This window comes from Amycolatopsis cynarae, from assembly GCF_026802195.1.
Lineage (GTDB): Bacteria > Actinomycetota > Actinomycetes > Mycobacteriales > Pseudonocardiaceae > Amycolatopsis_E > Amycolatopsis_E rhizosphaerae.
Genome location: NZ_CP113836.1, coordinates 3,025,174 through 3,041,296 on the forward strand (window position 1 = coordinate 3,025,174; position 16,123 = coordinate 3,041,296).

At 71.9% G+C, this 16,123-nt stretch carries 16 protein-coding genes and 1 pseudogene; 5 read left to right on the top strand and 12 right to left on the bottom strand.

Annotated elements, in window-relative coordinates:
• Nucleotides 1–48 precede the first annotated feature (48 nt).
• The 8 genes from ORV05_RS14375 to acsA all read right to left on the bottom strand — a co-directional run bounded on the left by ORV05_RS14375 (nt 49) and on the right by acsA (nt 8,862).
• Complete coding sequence (locus ORV05_RS14375; protein ID WP_268758988.1) at nt 49–1,251, bottom strand: ROK family transcriptional regulator; 1,203 nt, start codon at nt 1,249–1,251, stop codon at nt 49–51.
• Between the two features lie 50 nt (nt 1,252–1,301).
• The gene (xylA, locus tag ORV05_RS14380; protein WP_268758989.1) at nt 1,302–2,480 is read right to left on the bottom strand and encodes a xylose isomerase; all 1,179 of its coding nucleotides are present in this window, start codon (nt 2,478–2,480) and stop codon (nt 1,302–1,304) included.
• 201 nt (nt 2,481–2,681) lie between these two features.
• Nucleotides 2,682–3,563: a bifunctional helix-turn-helix transcriptional regulator/GNAT family N-acetyltransferase gene (locus ORV05_RS14385; RefSeq protein ID WP_268758990.1), complete on the bottom strand. Its 882-nt coding sequence runs from the start codon at nt 3,561–3,563 to the stop codon at nt 2,682–2,684.
• Between the two features lie 52 nt (nt 3,564–3,615).
• Nucleotides 3,616–3,867, bottom strand: coding sequence for an acyl carrier protein (locus ORV05_RS14390; RefSeq protein WP_268758991.1), 252 nt, complete (start codon nt 3,865–3,867; stop codon nt 3,616–3,618).
• Nucleotides 3,864–5,147 carry a dihydrolipoamide acetyltransferase family protein gene (locus ORV05_RS14395; RefSeq protein ID WP_268758992.1) on the bottom strand — a complete coding sequence of 428 codons (1,284 nt, stop codon included), beginning with the start codon at nt 5,145–5,147 and terminating at the stop codon, nt 3,864–3,866. Before ORV05_RS14395 ends, ORV05_RS14390 begins: the two co-directional genes overlap by 4 nt.
• Nucleotides 5,148–6,122: an alpha-ketoacid dehydrogenase subunit beta gene (locus ORV05_RS14400; protein WP_268758993.1), complete on the bottom strand. Its 975-nt coding sequence runs from the start codon at nt 6,120–6,122 to the stop codon at nt 5,148–5,150.
• On the bottom strand, nt 6,119–7,096 hold the full coding sequence (gene pdhA / locus ORV05_RS14405; protein ID WP_268758994.1) for a pyruvate dehydrogenase (acetyl-transferring) E1 component subunit alpha: 978 nt from the start codon (nt 7,094–7,096) through the stop codon (nt 6,119–6,121). Before pdhA ends, ORV05_RS14400 begins: the two co-directional genes overlap by 4 nt.
• Nucleotides 7,093–8,862 (bottom strand): acetate--CoA ligase, encoded by a 1,770-nt coding sequence (acsA, locus tag ORV05_RS14410; protein ID WP_268758995.1) that lies wholly within the window; start codon nt 8,860–8,862, stop codon nt 7,093–7,095. The genes pdhA and acsA overlap by 4 nt, the downstream gene beginning before the upstream one ends.
• A gap of 220 nt (nt 8,863–9,082) precedes the next feature.
• On the opposite strand from acsA, the gene ORV05_RS14415 reads away from it, so the two are divergent.
• Entirely contained in the window at nt 9,083–9,460 is a 378-nt protein-coding gene (locus ORV05_RS14415; RefSeq protein WP_268758996.1) for a hypothetical protein, read from the top strand.
• Between the two features lie 104 nt (nt 9,461–9,564).
• On the opposite strand, the gene ORV05_RS14420 is transcribed toward ORV05_RS14415, so the two are convergent.
• Both ORV05_RS14420 and ORV05_RS14425 read right to left on the bottom strand, forming a co-directional pair.
• Nucleotides 9,565–10,203: a hypothetical protein gene (locus ORV05_RS14420; RefSeq protein ID WP_268758997.1), complete on the bottom strand. Its 639-nt coding sequence runs from the start codon at nt 10,201–10,203 to the stop codon at nt 9,565–9,567.
• A gap of 444 nt (nt 10,204–10,647) precedes the next feature.
• Entirely contained in the window at nt 10,648–11,409 is a 762-nt protein-coding gene (locus ORV05_RS14425) for an acetate uptake transporter (RefSeq protein WP_268758998.1), read from the bottom strand.
• 277 nt (nt 11,410–11,686) lie between these two features.
• Here ORV05_RS14425 and ORV05_RS14430 point away from each other — a divergent pair, with 277 nt between their 5' ends.
• Together ORV05_RS14430 and ORV05_RS14435 are read left to right on the top strand one after the other, a co-directional pair.
• Nucleotides 11,687–12,790, top strand: coding sequence for an enolase C-terminal domain-like protein (locus ORV05_RS14430; protein ID WP_268758999.1), 1,104 nt, complete (start codon nt 11,687–11,689; stop codon nt 12,788–12,790).
• Nucleotides 12,791–12,896: 106 nt separating this feature from the next.
• Nucleotides 12,897–13,796: a DMT family transporter gene (locus tag ORV05_RS14435; protein ID WP_268759000.1), complete on the top strand. Its 900-nt coding sequence runs from the start codon at nt 12,897–12,899 to the stop codon at nt 13,794–13,796.
• Between the two features lie 4 nt (nt 13,797–13,800).
• On the opposite strand, the gene ORV05_RS14440 is transcribed toward ORV05_RS14435, so the two are convergent.
• Complete coding sequence (locus ORV05_RS14440; protein ID WP_268759001.1) at nt 13,801–14,244, bottom strand: MarR family transcriptional regulator; 444 nt, start codon at nt 14,242–14,244, stop codon at nt 13,801–13,803.
• Between the two features lie 79 nt (nt 14,245–14,323).
• Here ORV05_RS14440 and ORV05_RS14445 point away from each other — a divergent pair, with 79 nt between their 5' ends.
• The gene (locus ORV05_RS14445) at nt 14,324–14,725 is read left to right on the top strand and encodes a nuclear transport factor 2 family protein (RefSeq protein WP_268759002.1); all 402 of its coding nucleotides are present in this window, start codon (nt 14,324–14,326) and stop codon (nt 14,723–14,725) included.
• Nucleotides 14,726–14,877: 152 nt separating this feature from the next.
• Here the strand turns inward: ORV05_RS14445 and ORV05_RS14450 are convergent.
• Nucleotides 14,878–15,315 (bottom strand): annotated as a pseudogene (locus ORV05_RS14450) (MFS transporter); the annotation flags it as partial.
• 242 nt (nt 15,316–15,557) lie between these two features.
• On the opposite strand from ORV05_RS14450, the gene ORV05_RS14455 reads away from it, so the two are divergent.
• Nucleotides 15,558–16,118: a hypothetical protein gene (locus ORV05_RS14455; protein WP_268759003.1), complete on the top strand. Its 561-nt coding sequence runs from the start codon at nt 15,558–15,560 to the stop codon at nt 16,116–16,118.
• Nucleotides 16,119–16,123 lie beyond the last annotated feature (5 nt).

Here is a 16,123-nt window from a genome sequence, read left to right on the forward strand (position 1 = left end):
CGAGGCGAGGGTACGGTAAGCGCTTTCCCAAAGCGGGTCAAGGGCTGTTCACAGCCAGGCGGCGGGGTCGGCGAGGACGCCGGACAGCTCGCGGAAGGCCGCCCCCGTTGCGCCGGGGGCGGGCGGTGAGGTTGCGGCCTCGATGCGCGGTGGCACCCAGCGTGCGGAGAGCACCCGGGTCCGCAACTGCTGTTCCACTTCCGGGCGCAGCAGATCCGCCAGCTGCGCCAGGTGGCCGCCGAGGACGACCGTCGGGATGTCGAGCACGTTGATCACCCCGGCGAGCGCGACGGCGAGGGCGCGCGCGGTGACGGAAAGGGCCTCGCGGGCACGGGCGTCGCCACTGCCCGCGAGTTCGGCCAGCTCAGCCAGGGTCGAGGCGGGGGTGAGCCCGGCGGCGGCCAGCATCGCGTCCCGTCCGGCGTAGGTCTCCAGGCAACCGGTGGATCCGCAGCGGCACGACGGGCCCGCGGGATCGACGCAGACGTGCCCGATCTCGCCGGCCCAGCCGTGGCGCCCGGTCATCACCTGGCCGCCGAGCACGGCGGCCCCGCCGATCCCGATCTCCCCGGAGAGATAGACGAAATCGCCGAAGGCGCCGGGACGTCCCGGCGCCGCCTCGGCGGCGGTGCGGGCGGCGAGGTTCGCCTCGTTGTCGATGTGCAGGGGCAGCCCGGCGGGCGTTGCGGTGCCGAGCAGCGCCGCGGGCTCCACATCGGACCAGCCGAGATTCGGTGCCCGCAGCAGCAGATCCCCCTCCGCCGCCACGATCCCGGGCAGGGCGAGGCCGGCACCGACGAGCCGGACCCCGGGCGGCAGCCCGCCGAGTACCCGTGTGGACAGTGCGGCCAGCCGCCCGAACACCGCGGCCGGATCGCTGCCCACGAAATCGCCGTACTCCAGCGCTTCGGCCACCACCCGTCCCCGCAGGTCGATCACCCGTACGGCGAGGAAACCGGCGTTGATCTGCAGTCCCGCCGCGGCCAGGCCCGAACCGGGCACCAGTGGGGTGGCGGGGCGGCCCCGGCGCGCGGCCGCCCCGCCACCGCGCTCGATCTCGCCGAGCACCCCGCCCGCGACCAGTTCGTCGACCAGCCGGGAGGCGGTCGCCCTGGTCATCGAGGTCGCGGCGGCGATGTCCGCCCGCGACAGCGGCCGGGCCGAGGCGCAGACCGTGCGGACCACCAGCGCGAGGTTGCTGGCACGCAGGGTCGACTGGCGGGCGCCGGTGGCGGGGGCAGGGGCGGGCATTCCCCGATCATAACCACCCGCCCCATTATGTATCACCGCTAAACAAACCCTTAGCCGATGAGGTGTTCCAGGGCGAGCTGCTGCAGCCGCACGAACCCGTAGTCGCGCTCGGCCGCCTTCTCCGGGTCGAAGTCCTCGTCGGCGGCGAGGAAGTCGGCCACGGACTCGCCGGGGGCGAGCGTGGGCTCGGCGAGCTCGTGGACACCGGAGTAGGCCATGGCCTCCTGCACCCGGGGGTCGGCGCGGAAGGCGGCCGCCTTCTCCGCCAGCATCAGGTACGTCGCCATGCACGCCTTGGCCGACTCCCAGACCCCGTCGAGGTGTTCGGTGCGCGAGGGCTTGTAGTCGAAATGGCGGGGACCGGTGTAGCGCGGACCGTCGGGGTAGCCGGGGAACCCGTTTTCGAGCAGGTCGACGGTGAAGAACGCGGAGATCAGATCACCGTGGCCGAACACCAGGTCCTGGTCGTACTTCAGGCCGCGCTGGCCGTTGAGGTCGATGTGGAACAGCTTCCCGCTCCACAGGGCCTGGGCGAGCCCGTGGGTGTAGTTGAGGTTGGCCATCTGCTCGTGGCCGGTCTCCGGGTTGAGGCCGACGATGTCGCCGTGCTCGAGCTGGGCGATCAACGCGAGCGCGTGGCCGGCGGTGGGCAGGAAGATGTCGCCGCGCGGTTCGTTGGGCTTGGGCTCCAAGCCGATCCGCAGGTCGTAGCCCTGGGACTTGATGTAGCCGGCGACGGTGTCGAGGCCCTCCTTGTACCGTTCCAGCGCCGCGTACAGATCCTTGGAACCGTCGTACTCCGCGCCTTCGCGCCCACCCCACATGACGAAGGTGGTGGCGCCCATTTCGGCGGCGATGTCCACGGTCCGCAGCACCTTGCGCAGGCCGAAGCGGCGCACGGAGCGGTCGTTGGAGGTCAGGCCGCCATCCTTGAACACCGGGTGGCTGAAGGTGTTCGTGGTGACCATCTCGACGACCAGGCCCGCCTTGTCGGCCGCGTCCTTCAGCTTGGCGCACCGGTCGCGCCGGGTGGCGGCGTCGGCGTCGAAGGGGAAGACGTCGTTGTCGTGGAAGGTGATGCCCCACGCGCCGAGTTCGGCGAGCTTTTCGGCGTACTCCCAGGGGTCGAGGGCGGGGCGGCTCGGGCCGCCGAACGGGTCGGTACCGGTCCACCCGACGGTCCAGAGACCGAACGAGAACTTGTCCTCGGGCCTGGGCTGGCGCACCATCGCTGCCTCCTTCACGATTTTGTTTCGCCGCTCAACTTAAAGTGCCACGTGCATCCGCGTCAAGCAGGCGGCTCGCGCGCTGGGGTCGGGGCGGGGTGCCCTGAAGGTCGCCTTCAGGGTCATAAACGCCCTCAAGGTCACCTTGAGGGCACGCCTCTGGTTCCGGGAGTGCCGTTCCCCTGTCCTTGGGACGGGTTCGGGTCAGGACAGGGACTTTTCGAAGTTGTGGTGGTTGTGGGGGTCGTCGCCGTAGGGTTCGATCTCGCGGTATCCCGCGCCTCGGTACAGCCCGATGGCCTCGGTCAGCGCGCGATGGGTTCCGAGCCTGAGCCGTTTCCAGCCGTGCCGCACCGCTTCGGCTTCCAGTGCGGCCAGCAGGCGGCGTCCGAGCCCGATGCCCCTCGCCGTGGACGCGATCCAGAGATGCCGCAGTTCGCCGACACCCGGCTCGAGTTCTCGGAGCCCGCCGCAGCCGATCGCGATCCCCGCTTCGCGGGCGAGGAGGAACACGCCCCGCTCCCCGCGAAGTGCGTCTCCCGGCAGCAGTTCCCCGGCCTGGTAACCCTCGGGGAAACGCCGGTCGATCTCCTCGGCGTAGGCCCGCAGTGCCCCGCGTGCCTCGGGCGAACCGGGATCGGCGGGCCGGATGTCCACGGCGGATAGCCGGATCAACTCCTCGGCCGTGCGCAGCGCGGCGGTCAGCTGTTCACGCTGCCGGGCATCGAGCCCGCCGAGCAAGCCGGCGGCCGCCTCGTCGGCCCGCCGGTTCTGCTCCGCGACCTCCCGTCGTCCCCGCTCGGTCAGCCGCACCAGCCGCACGCGCCGGTCGTCCGCATCGGACCGCGTCTCGAGCAGTCCGTCCTGCTGGAGCTTCTTCACGACTCGGCTGAGGTATCCGGCGTCGAGGGCAAGGCGCTCCCGCAGTTCGCGCAGCGAGGTGCCCTGGTCCAGTTCGTAGAGGATGCGCGCCTCGCCGAGCGGACGGTCCTGGTGCAGGTAGCGGTCGTCGAGCACGCCCACCCGCCGGGTGAACTCGCGGCTGAAGCGGCGGAAGGTGGCGATGTCGTCGGTCGGAGCGTCCATCGCCCCATCATGGCCGAGTTCTTTGACCAAGGTCAAGGATATGGCGGGGTGGTCAGGATTCGGTGAGGAAGTCGATGCAGGAGGACAGGGTGGCCAGGCGGGGGTAGTCGTCCTCGTCGATCCGGCGCCCGGTGGCCGCGGCCAGGCGATCCACAAAGGACAGGAAGTCGATCGAGTCGAGTTCCAGCGCCTCACGCAGGTTCTCTTCCGGGCCGAGGGAGTTCAGCTCGCCTTCGGAGGCGAATCCGCGCAGCGCCTCGTGGACCGCGGCGCGGGCGAGGTCACGGGCGGCGTGGGTGGTCATAGCTCCTCCGGTCGTTGCAGCAGGCCGTCGATCGTGTTGAGCAGGCGGGCACCGGTGGCGCCGTCGCTCGCCCGGTGGTCGCCGGCCAGGGTCGCGGTGACCACCGGGCGGACGCCGAGCATCCCGCCGGACGCCCAGGGCCGCTCCACGACCGCGCCGAACCCGATCAGCCCCACCTGCGGCGGGTAGATCACACCCTGCACCGACTCCACCCCGAGATCGCCCAGGTTGGTCACGGTGAGGGTGGCGCTGGTCAGCTCCGAGGACCGCAGGCGTCCGTCACGGGCACGGGAGACCAGATCGCGCAGGCGTGCCATCAGCTCCGGGACGGCGAGGGTGTCGGCGGCACCGAGGGCGGGCGCGATGAGACCGCCGCCCCGCAGGGAGATCGCCACACCCAGGTTGACTTCGCCCGCGGGCTGGAAGGCGCCGTCGTTCCAGTGCCCGTTGAGCTCAGGCACCGCCCTAGCCGCCAGCGCGGAAGCCTTGAGCAGCAGTGCGGCGGGCACGAGACGGCCGGCGACCGGGGCGCGGCGGTTGTGCTCGTGCAGCCAGGCGGTGGCGGCGGCGAGATCGATGGTGGTGGACAGGTAGTAGTGCGGGATCTCGCGCTTGGACCGGGCCATCAGCGCGCCGATCGCCTGGCGCATCGCGCTGTCGTCCCGTTTCCCGGCGGGCGGGCGCGCCTCCTGCCGCGCCGCGGCCTGGACATCCCGGGCATGGACGGTATCGCCGCCGACCCCGGCGAGGTCGACGCCGAGTTCGGCGGCGAGCCGCCGTGCGTAGGGGCTCACCCGGCGGCGGTGCGGCGTCTCCCGTGCGCGGTCGACGTCGGCGTGGGTGATCGCGCCGTCCCGGCCCGTGCCGTGCACGGCGGCGAGGTCCACCCCGGCGTGCGCGGCGTAGGCGCGGACCGGGGGAGTGGCCGGGGGCCGGTGCGGCGGTTTCGGGCGCGGGGGCGGGGGCGGAGCCACCGGTGCGGGCGCCACGGCCGCGGCGGGCTTGGGGGCCTCGGGTCCGGCGGCCGCCTCGGGGGTCTCGGCGCCCGCCGGGATGATCATCGCGAGCGGGGTGCCGACCGGAACCTTCTCGCCGGGCGGAACGAGGATTTCGCTGATCGTGCCGCTGGTGAAGCATTCCACGTCGACCGCTGCCTTCGCGGTGTCCACCACGGCGACGAGATCGCCCTTGCGGACCTGGTCACCGGGGTGGACCAGCCATTCCAGCACGGTGCCCTCGGTCATGTCGGCGCCGAGCGAGGGCATCACGAACCGCGCCATTCACCTCACCGCCTCGAGCGCGGCGGCCACGACCCGCCCGGGCTGGGGGAGGGCGGCCTGCTCGAGGTGCCGCGCATAGGGCATCGGCACCTCGGCGCTGCAGACCCGCCGGACCGGAGCGTCCAGCTCGTAGAACGCGTTCTCGGTGACCCGGGCGGCGATCTCGGCGGACAGGCTTCCGCTGCGCCAGCCCTCGTCGACGACCACGAGGCGGTGCGTGCGGCTCACTGAGGAAAGGACGGTGTCCTCGTCGAGCGGGCGCAGCGTCCGCAGGTCCACCACCTCGGCCTCGACGTCGTGCGAGGCGAGTTCTTCCGCGGCGGAGAGCGCGGTGGAAAGGGTGCCGCCGTAGGCGACGAGCGTGACGTCCCTGCCCGGCCGCCGGAGGGCGGCCCGGTCGAGGTCGACGGGCCCGGCGTGCTCGTCGAGCTCTCCGGAATAGTTGTAGAGCGAGCCGTGCTCGAACAGCAGTACCGGGTCGGGATCGGCGAGCGCGGTGGCGAGCATGCCGCGCGCGTCTTCGAGGGTGGCGGGCGCGACCACGCGCAGGCCGGGGATGTGCGCGTACCAGCCCTCCAGGCTGTGCGAATGCTGCGCGCCCAGCTGGCGGCCCGCCCCGGTGGTCATCCTGATCACCAGGGGCACGTTGAGCTGGCCGCCGGACATGTGCAGCAGCGTGGCCGCGTTGTTGAGGATCTGGTCCAGCGCCAGCAGGCTGAAGTTGACCGTCATGATCTCCACGATCGGCCGCATGCCGCCGAGGGCGCAGCCGATGCCCGCGCCGACGAACGCCGACTCCGAAAGCGGTGTGTCGCGGACGCGCTCCGGCCCGAACTCCTCCAGCAGGCCGAGGCTGACCCCGAAACAGCCGCCGTAGGCGCCCACGTCCTCACCCATCAGGAAGACCCGCTCGTCCTCGCGCAGCGCCTCCCGGATCGCCTCGCGCAGGGCTTCCCGGTAGGTGATCGTGGTCATGACCGCTCCGAGTAGACGAACCGGGTCAGTTCCTCCACCGGTTCGAGCTCGCCGTTCTCGGCGGCCGCGATGGCCGCCTCGATCTCGGCGTCCACTTCGGACTCGATGGCCGCGGTCTCGGCCGGGTCGAAACCGTCCTCGGCGGCCATGATCCGGGCCAGGAACGGGATCGGGTCGCGCTCCTTCCATCGGTCCACTTCGGACCGATCACGATAGCGGTCGGAGTCGTACATCGAATGCGCGCGGAAGCGGTAGGTGTGCAGTTCGAGGAAGTGCGGTCCCGCTCCGCCGCGGATGGACTCCACCGCCTTGTCCACGGCCTCGCACACGGCGAGCACGTCCATGCCGTCCACCGGCCAGGCGGGCATGCCGTAGGAGGCCGCGTGCAGGGCGAGGTCGGTCTGCGACTGGGCCCGGTGCAGTGCGGTGCCCATCGCGTAGAGGTTGTTCTCGCAGCAGAACAGTACCGGCAGCCGCCACAGCGCGGCGAGGTTGAGCGACTCATGGAACTCGCCCTCGGACACCGCGCCGTCACCGAACAGGCAGACGGTGACCAGCGGACGGTGGTTCATCGCGGTGGCCAGGCCGAGGCCGACCGCGAGCGGCAGCCCGCCGCCGACGATCGCGTTGCCGCCGTAGAACCGGCGCCCCGCGTCGAACAGGTGCATCGAGCCGCCACGGCCGCGGCTGCATCCGTTGAGCCTGCCGTACATCTCGGCCATCACCGAGTCCATCGGCAGGCCGCGGGCGAGCGCGTGCCCGTGTTCGCGATAGGTGGAGACCACCTGGTCCTCGGGGCCGATGCCCTGCATGACGCCCGCCGCGATGGCCTCCTCGCCGGTGTAGAGATGGAGGAACCCGCGGATGGCGGTGGCACTGTAGAGCTCGACGCACCGTTCTTCGAAACGGCGGATCCGGATCATCTGGCGCAGCAGTTCCAGCCGCTTCTTCGCGCGGGCGGTACGGGCGGTCACGGCACACTCTCCAATGTGGATAGATCTCCCTCGGGAAGGCCCAGTTCCCTGGCCCGGAGCAGGCGCCGCATCACCTTGCCGCTGCGGGTGTGCGGGAGGTGCTGGTCGAAGGCGATCTCCTTGGGGGCGACCGCGCCGAGCGCGCGGCGGCCGAAGGCCAGCAGGTCCAGCCGCAGCTCCTCGGTGGGCGGATAGCCCTCGTGCAGGGTGACGAAGGCCTTCACCAGCTCGCCCGCCACCGGGTCGGGCTTGCCCACCACCCCGGCCTCGGCCACGGCCGGATGGGCCATCAGTGCGCTTTCCACTTCGAAGGGGCCCACCAGGTGCCCGGCGGACTTGATCACGTCGTCGGCGCGCCCCACGAACCAGTAGTAGCCGTCGGCGTCGCGGCGGGCGATGTCGCCGGTCAGGTACCAGCCATCCGAAAAGGACTTTTCGTACCGTTCGCGGTCCCCCCAGTAGTCCCGGAACATCGAGGGCCACCCCGGGCGCAGCGCGAGCTCGCCCTCCTCACCGGCACCGGTCAGCTCCCGCACCCGTCCGTCCGTCACCAGTGCGCGCCCGTCGGGGCCACGCTGGAGCAGACCCGCCTCGATCCCCGGCAGTGGGCGTCCCATCGAACCGGGACGGACCTCCTCGGCGGCGAAGTTGGCGATCATGATCGCGCCGGTTTCGGTCTGCCACCAGTTGTCGTGCACCGGGCGGCCCAGCACCTCCTGGCCCCACACCACGGCCTCCGGGTTGAGCGGCTCGCCGACGCTGGCGATGAACCGCAACGCCGTCAGGTCGTATCCCGAGGCCGTGTCCGCGCCGTGGCGCATGAGCATCCGCAGCGCGGTGGGCGCGGTGTACCACACCGACACCCGCTGCGCGGCCAGGACCGAGTACCAGCGGCGGGCGTCGAACTCGCCCTCGTCGCTGACCAGCGTGGCGCCGTGCGCGAGCGGCGCGATCACCCCGTAGGAGGTGCCGGTCACCCAGCCGGGGTCCGCTGTGCACCAGAACACGTCGGTGGGCCGCAGGTCCAGGGCGTGACGGGCGGTCACGTAGTGGGCGAGCACGGCCTCGTGCACGTGGAGCGCGCCCTTGGGGGTGCCGGTGGTCCCGCTGGTGAAGTGCAGCAGTGCGGGATCTTCCGGAGCAGTGGGCCCGATCTCGAAGTCGGGTGAGGCGGCCGCGAGCGCCGGGGACAGCGCGGACGTCCCGGGCCCGTCCTCGTCGCCGGTCACCAGGACGTGCCGCAGCGACGGCACCGAGTCCCGGATCCCGGCGACCTTGCGCCGGTGCAGTTCGGGTGTGGTCACCAGCAGGGCCGCCCCGCCGAGGTTCAGCCGCTGCCGGACCGGTTCCGGCCCGAACGCCGAGAACAGGGGTGAGACCACGCAGCCGGCCTTGAGCGCCCCGAGCACCACGACGTAGAGCTCGGGGACCCGGCCGAGCAGGGTGAACACCCGATCCCCGCGCCGCACGCCCAACTGCCCCAGCAGCGAGGCGAACCGGCCGCTGCGTTCGGCCAGCTCGCGGTAGGTGTACTCGGTGACCCGGTCGTGGCGGTCCACCCAGCGCAGCGCGACGTGATCACGGCGCGGGCCCCGGGCATGGCGGTCGACCGCCTCGTAGGCGATGTTGAGGCCGTGCCCGCCGGGCAGCCCGGACAGGCCGCGCCGCTCGGCCTCCCAGCTGAAGTCGCGCCGGGCGGCGGCGTAGTCGGTGAGGTTGGCGTTCTCGCGGACCGGGGCGGGCTTGCCGATCGGCGTCCAGGACATGGCAGGCACCTCACCTCGCTCGCTCGCCCCGGTGCTGGTGACCCCACTCTGCGCGCGGCGCCGGGTACCGGGCAGGGCTGGAGGTAACCGGCTCGTGCGGCCCAAAGTCCCGACGTGGTCCGTTCGCCCCCCGGATTCGGGACGTTCGCCTCTCTTGGCCCCCTCCTGCGGCGGCCACGGTGAAGGTGAGCATCCGAACGACTCCTGTCCAGGAGGTGTCATGACCAGCGAGTACCTCTCGCCCAGCCAACGACGTGCCGTCGCGGAGGAGGCGCTGGCGCAGCTCGGTGCCGACCGGCGCAAGCACGTGGTGCTGCGGGTGCGCTGCGGCCGCAGCCACCATGTCGCCTCGGTGTACGACACCGGGGCCGGGCGGGTGGTCGCCACCCAGACCGGGACGCGCGCGCACGGTTCACGGGACTTCGTCGACGTCGCCCACCACGGGACCCGGGCTCCGGACTACGTCGACCTCCTCGAAGCGGACACCTTCAGCGAGGACCTGCTGCCGGCCGGCTGCGAGTGCGGCAGCATGTCGCTCTCCCGTGAGGAGCTGCGCCGCAGCATCGAATCGGAGCAGCGCGTGCTGCAGGTCCCCTAGCGGGCGCAGGACGAGACCCCCTCGTGACTCCACGAGGGGGTCTCTTCACGGAGCGGGCCGTGGCGTCGCCGGGGTGGCGGCCGGTCGAACCGTGGCCTGCCGTTTCACTCGGCGTGCAGCCGCTCGCGGCGCGCACGGCCGGAAACGAACGCGACCGCCGTGCCGCCGAGCGCGAGCAGCGCGCCGCCGAAGGCGGCCAGCGGTGCCAGCTCCGAGCTGGGACCGGTGATGGCGAGCTGGTGCGGCGGGGCGGGCGGGGCGACCTGGGCGGGGGGCGGAGGAGCCTGCGGCGGGGCGGGCGGGGCGGGCGGGGCGACCTCTTCGGGCTTCTCGCCGGGCTTACCGGGCTTACCGTGCTCACCGGGCTTGCCGTGCTCACCGGGCTTGCCGTGTCCGGGCTTGCCGTGTTCGCCGTGCTCACCGGGCTTGTGCGGCTTCGGCTTGTGGCCGCAGTACTCACAGTCGTCCGGCTTGCCCGGCTTTTCCCCGAAGCCGGGGAGGTCCGGCTTGCCGTGGTCTCCGCCCGGGTCGCCGTGTTCCCCGATGATGGGATCGTGCAGGCCGGGCAGGCCCTGGGCCTGGAGCTGTGCCTGCGCGCCGTCCTGCGGGCCTGGGGCTGCCTGGGCCGGCAGCACGCCCGTCAGCAGGGCGGCGCCGGCCGCGACACCGAGCCCGCCGAGCGCCGTCCAGGCCGCACGGCGGTGCTTGGCGCCGGTTTTGGTCTTGGTGGTATCACGGTCCATTTTTGCTTGGCCTTCCGTCGATCACTGGGTCGAGGTCGGCAGGGTCTGGGCCGGAAGATCCGGAACGGATCGGTCTGTGCGGTGTTGCGCCGGTCGGGCCCACGGGTCCGCCGGAAAAGGCTTACCGGACGGGGCCACTCGCCGACGCTAACTCCCCACGCTCCCCGTTCGCCACAACGGTCCGCGAGTTTCACTCGCCCGGTGAGTCGGTGACGGCCTGATGTTTTCCGGTCCATACCAATGGATCGGTGTGCGAATTTCGCCGCCGTTGTCCGTTTCGGACAAAATTCGCGCCGGGCCCGCGAAGGTGCCCGGCGCTGTGCCGTGTGTGTGCCCCCGGAAGCGGCCTTGGCGGCGGCTCACCGCGCGGGGGCGAGGGCGCACGGACGGGTGGCCGTCCCCCCGAGACGGCCACCCGGCGCGCGTCCGGTGCGGGATCCGCCGTTACTGGCCGACCTTGACGCCCGGCTCGCCCATCTCGAACTGGATCGGCACCCGCGGTGCCCGTCCGGCGGGCCGTGCCGGCGGCTCGCGCCGCCGCCGCCCGCCCATCGGCAGGATCGTCCGCTGGTAGGTCGTCTCCAGCACCATGGCGCTGCCGGTGTACCAGGCGATGACGGCCGAGGCGATCAGGAAGTACGCCCCGAGGAGCAGGACGATCCCGACGGCCGCGGTGAGGCCGATCGCCAGCAGTGTCGAACCCACGGCCAGGGTCAGCAGCACCAGGGTCAGCGCCACGTTCTCGACCGCCGCGGCGAAGGTGGCCGTCCAGGTGACCGCGGCCAGCCCGATGAACCAGAACCCGAAGGCTACCGCCGCGGCCCGGCTGGTGACCGGGCTGGGCAGCCCGCCGAGGCCCACGAACAGCATGTAGATCCCGTAGGCGATCCAGAACGATCCCCACGCGCCGTGCACGGCGGACGCGAGGGCGTCGCGGGCCCGGTAGGACCACATGGCCGCGAGGGTTTGCGCGACACCACCGAAGGCGAACGCCAGCGGCGCCAGGATGAGCGGCGTCGCGAGGTTGCCGTACCAGCCCGCCAGGTTCGCGGCGACCATGAAGGTCGAAACGGCGAAACCGAAGAGCCCGAGGATCGACGGTGCCGCCACCGGGGTCAGGTTGATGTGGGTGTGTTCGCGCCAGAAGGTGTAGTCGCCGTCGCCTGCCCGAGGCCGGCCGGTGGACGCCGTCATGTCGTGCGTCATTGCTGTTCCTCCTTCTCTGCTCCCGTCGCTGGCCACCGCGCTCGGGGACCCCGCGCCGGACGAAGCAGGAATTCACCGGCCAGGGGGAGTGGAAACCCTCGATCGCCGCGGCTCACCTCGTGCGGAGGCGGGCGAGGCGGGTCTGGCGCGAATTCACCCGCTCCAGGTGAGCCGCCGGGCCCGGGGCCCGGGATTCGTGCCCGGGGCAAACCTTGTCCAGGGCAGGTGTTTTCCGGTCCGAGTGCCGGGTAGGCGATGCCGGAGGAAGGGGAAGCCGATGCGGATCGACGAGATCGAAGCCCATGCCTTCACCGTCCCGACCGACGGGCCCGGCGGCCGGGAACAGGACGGCACGCTCGCCTGGGAGGCCACCACACTCGTGCTGGTGGTGGCCCGCGGCGGGGGACTGGCCGGAGTGGGCTACACCTACGCCGACCTCTCGGCCGCGACCCTGGTGCAATCCAAGCTGGCCGCCGTCGTGGTCGGGCAGGACGCGCTGGCCCCGGCCGCGGCGACGCACCGGATGCTGGCCGCGATCCGCAACGTCGGCAGACCGGGTGCGGGCGCGATGGCGGTCTCCGCGGTGGACATCGCGTTGTGGGATCTCAAGGCGCGCCTGCTCGGCCGGTCCCTGGTCACCGTGCTGCCCGCGGTCCACGACCGGGTGCCGGTGTACGGCAGCGGCGGGTTCACCAACTACTCCGGCGACCGGCTGGCCGGGCAACTGGCGGGCTGGGTGGCCCAGGGCATCCCGCGGGTCAAGATCAAGACGGGCCGGGATCCCAGAGCCGACCCCGGTCGCCTCGCCGTGGCGCGCAAGGCGATCGGCGATGCGGTCGAGTTGTTCACCGACGCCAACGGCGCGCTCTCGGTGGGCCAGGCGCGCTACTGGGCCGGGCGGCTGGCCGACGAGTGGGGCGTGAGCTGGTTCGAAGAGCCGGTCAGCTCCGCCGATCTCGAGGGCCTGCGGCACGTGCGGGAGCGCGCCCCGGGCGGGCTGGACATCGCGGCGGGCGAGTACGCCTACGTGCCGAGGGATTTCCTCAACCTCCTGCAGCCGCCCGCGGTCGACTGCCTGCAGGCGGACGTGACCCGCTGCGGCGGGATCACCGGCGTGCTCGGCGTCTCCGGGCTGTCCTCGGCGCACCAGGTCGATCTTTCCGCGCACTGCGCCCCGGCCGTGTCGGCACACGCGTTCTGCGCGGTGGAACGACTGCGGCACCTGGAGTACTTCCACGACCACACCCGGATCGAGGCGCTCGCCTTCGACGGGGTTCTCGAACCGGCGGAAGGGGCGCTGGTACCCGACCCCGGCCGCCCCGGCCTCGGCCTGACCGTGAAGTGGCCGGATCTGGAGCCTTACCGCGTGCGGGTGCCGTAGGCCGGGGCAGTCACTTCGATGCCCGTCGTATGGGGTGTGCGAATGCCCGGCCGGGGGTAGCCACCGGCGGTGACGATGCCGGGGGTGCGAGAAGGGTGACGATACGGTGGCACTCAGCGTACTGCTGGCGGTTCTGGCGGCGGCGGCGAACGCGACCGCGTCCGTGCTGCAACGCAAGGGGGCGCGCGAGGCTCCTTCGGAGGGAGCCTTTTCATTCGGTCTGCTGTGGACGCTCGCGAAACAGCCTGCTTGGATCGGCGGGATCACCGCGATCGCCGTCGGTTTCGGCCTGCAGGCCGCGGCGCTGGCCACCGGGCCGATCCTGTTGATCCAGCCGATCCTCGTGGTGGAACTGGGTTTCACCCTGGTGCTGTCGAGCGTGGTGTTCCATTCACGGCTGCACGCCCGCGAGTGGAGCGCGGTCCTGGGCATGAGCGCGGGCGTCGCCTTGCTGCTCGTCGCGTTCTCACCGAGCGGGGGAGACCCCCATGGTGCCGGTGCGCTGGCGTGGGCGGTGGGCTGCGCGGCGACCGTCGCGGTGACCGGGACGCTGGTGGTGCTCGGACGCCGCAGCCACCACGCCCGGCGGGCGGCCTTCCTCGGGGTGGCGACGGGCGTCTGGTTCGGGTTCACCGCGGCCCTGGTGGCGGGCATGACCTCGGCCGCCAACGCCGGGGTGGCCGAAGCACTGGGCGCGTGGCAGACCTACTCGCTGCTCGTCGCCGGACCGCTCGGGTTCCTGCTGCTGCAGGAGGCGTTGCGGGCGGGGCGGCTGGTCGCTTCGCAACCGGGGCTGACGCTGTCGAATCCGCTGGCCTCGGTCGGGTGGGGAGTGGGCGTGTTCGGGGAGACCGTCCGGAGCGGGCCGTGGATCGTGGCCGAGATCGCGGGCGCGGCACTGATCGCGGCGTGCACGGTGCTGCTGGCACGGTCTCCGCTGCTGCAGGGGGCGCAGGGGGAAAGCGAGCAGCCGGGGGCGGAGCCCGAATGCGTCCGCGATGTATAACGCCCTATACGGCGCGGGATTGGTCGTGCGGACGCCCGGCCACGGCGGCCGTGGCCGACCTCAAGAACGCCAGGACCGCGGGACGGTCTTCGCGGCTGGCGAGTCCTGCGAGCCGCAGTGAGAGTTCCTCGTAGATGCCGGTCAGCATCCCCGCCGCGGCCGGGGTGAGGCGCAGCAGCCGCTTGCGGCGGTCGGCCGGGTGCGGAAGGCGCTCGACATGTCCGTCCCGGGCCAGGCGATCGGCGAGCTCGGTGGTGGAGGCGGGGGTGATGGCCAGGAGCCGGGCCAGGGCGGTGATCGTCTGCGGGCCTTCCACGTGGAGAATGCCCAGCGCGATCATTTCGGTCGGGGAGACGCCGAGGCGGGTTCGGGCCTGCTGGGTGCGAAACTGCTCGGTCGCCACCACCAGGGCCCGCACGGCGAGCGCCAGCTCGAGGTCACCGTCCACTTCCTGAGGTTACCATTCATTCAGGTTGCCTTAGGAACTGTCGTGGTTGAGGGCAGTGCCGCCCGGGAAGGAGACGTGCATGCCGAGCAATCTGGACCTGGTGGCCGGCGGCTACGAAGCCTTCGCCCACGGCGACCCGTCGGCGGTGTTCGAGCTCTTCGACGAGGCGATGGAGTGGTACACCCCGGACGAGCTGCCCTGGGGCGGTGCCTTCCACGGCCGCGAGGACGTGATCCGGTTCTTCCAGGAACTGCCTCGGCACTACGAGGAGCTGTCCGTCCAACCGAGACGGTTCCTCGACGCCGGGGACGCGGTGGTGGTCGAAGGCCGTTACGCGGGACGTGTGAACGGCCGGGACTTCAAGGTCGCCTTCGCGCACGTCTGGACGTTCCGGGAGGGCAGGGCGGTCCGCGGCCGCGAGTACCTGGATTCGGGCAAGCTCCTGCGGCGGATGACGGAGCACGGCACCGCCACCGCCTGAGCCACTGTGCCCGCGCTCCGGAGTGTTTCGAGCGGGGCCTGTTTGCTTCGAATGATTCGAAGCAAACAGGCCCCGCTGCACAACCGCGAGGGGCCGAGGACACCGGCGAGGAGGGGGCCGAGGCCGAGGCCCGCCATGTTCGCCGCGGCGGCGACCAGGCTCGCCCGTCCCCGGCTGCCGGGTGGGGCGACGTCGACGAGGGTGGCGGTGGCGGTGCCCGTGAAGATGCCTGCCGACAGCCCGGAGAGGATGCGCCCCACGGCAAGCCATGGCGTCGAGTCCGCCAGGACGAACACCACGGCGGCCAGTGCGGACAGGGCCAGGCCCGCCCGCAGCATCGGGCGGCGGCCGAGCCGGTCCGACCAGCCCCCGGTCAGCAGCAGCGCGGCCATGACGCCGAAGGCGTAGACGGCGAACACCACCGTGGTCGTCAGCTCCCCGAACCCGAACGCCCGCTGATAGAGCGGATAGAGCGGAGTGGGCAGGGTGGTGCCGATCATCGCGGTGGTGAAGGCGAGCGAGATCAGCGCGACCGCGGCCCGGCCGGGCACACTCGGCCTGCGGGCACGGGGAAGCACTTGGGCCGCCATCACCCCTCGGGTACCCGCCGCACCGCCCGTTCATCCCTGGCCCGCGAAGACCGCAGAAGCGACCATTGTGGACGGTGGCATCGTCTGGTCAATAGATCACGGAAAACCGCCGGTTTCCGGAGACCTTTTTTTGTTCGCGCCAGCGGTTTTGCCATTTCAGGGGACGGGTAGCTCGATCAGGTAGTGCCCTTGAGGGTGCCCGTCTCGAACTCACCGCCGTCAGCGGCGGGAAGGAGAAGATCATGAAGGTAGGCGGACTGGCACTGGGTGTGGGGGCGGGTTACCTGCTCGGGCGTACCCGGAAGATGCGGTTGGCGTTGATGATCGCGACCGGCACGCTCGGCGGCTCGGCACGGCATCTGGTCCGGCGCGGGCTGAGCGAACTCGGCGCCACGGAGGAACTGGGCAAGCTGACGGACCTGGCGCGCGACGAGTTGGTGAAGGCGGTCAAGATCGCGGCCGTCACCGCGGCCAGCGGCCGGATCGACGCGCTCAACGACCGGTTGCAGCAGCGGACGCTCGGTGACGGGCACACCAAGGGCAAGGGCCCTGAGGAAGGTGCCAGCAAGGGCGCGCCCGAGGAAACGGAAGAGCGACCGGCCGAAGCCGCCAAGGAGGGCCGGGAAGAGCCGGTGTCCGGAGGCGAACAGACCGGGGAAGGCCCCGAAGAGGAAAGGGAACCCGTCCGGCAGCCCGCGGCACGGCGCCGTGACGAGTCCGGTGGGGACGAGGGGGTGCCGCGCCAGCGCGCGACACGGTCCCGGACCGCCGCGCGGGCGACGGTTCGCCGCGTCAGGAGGTGAGCCGC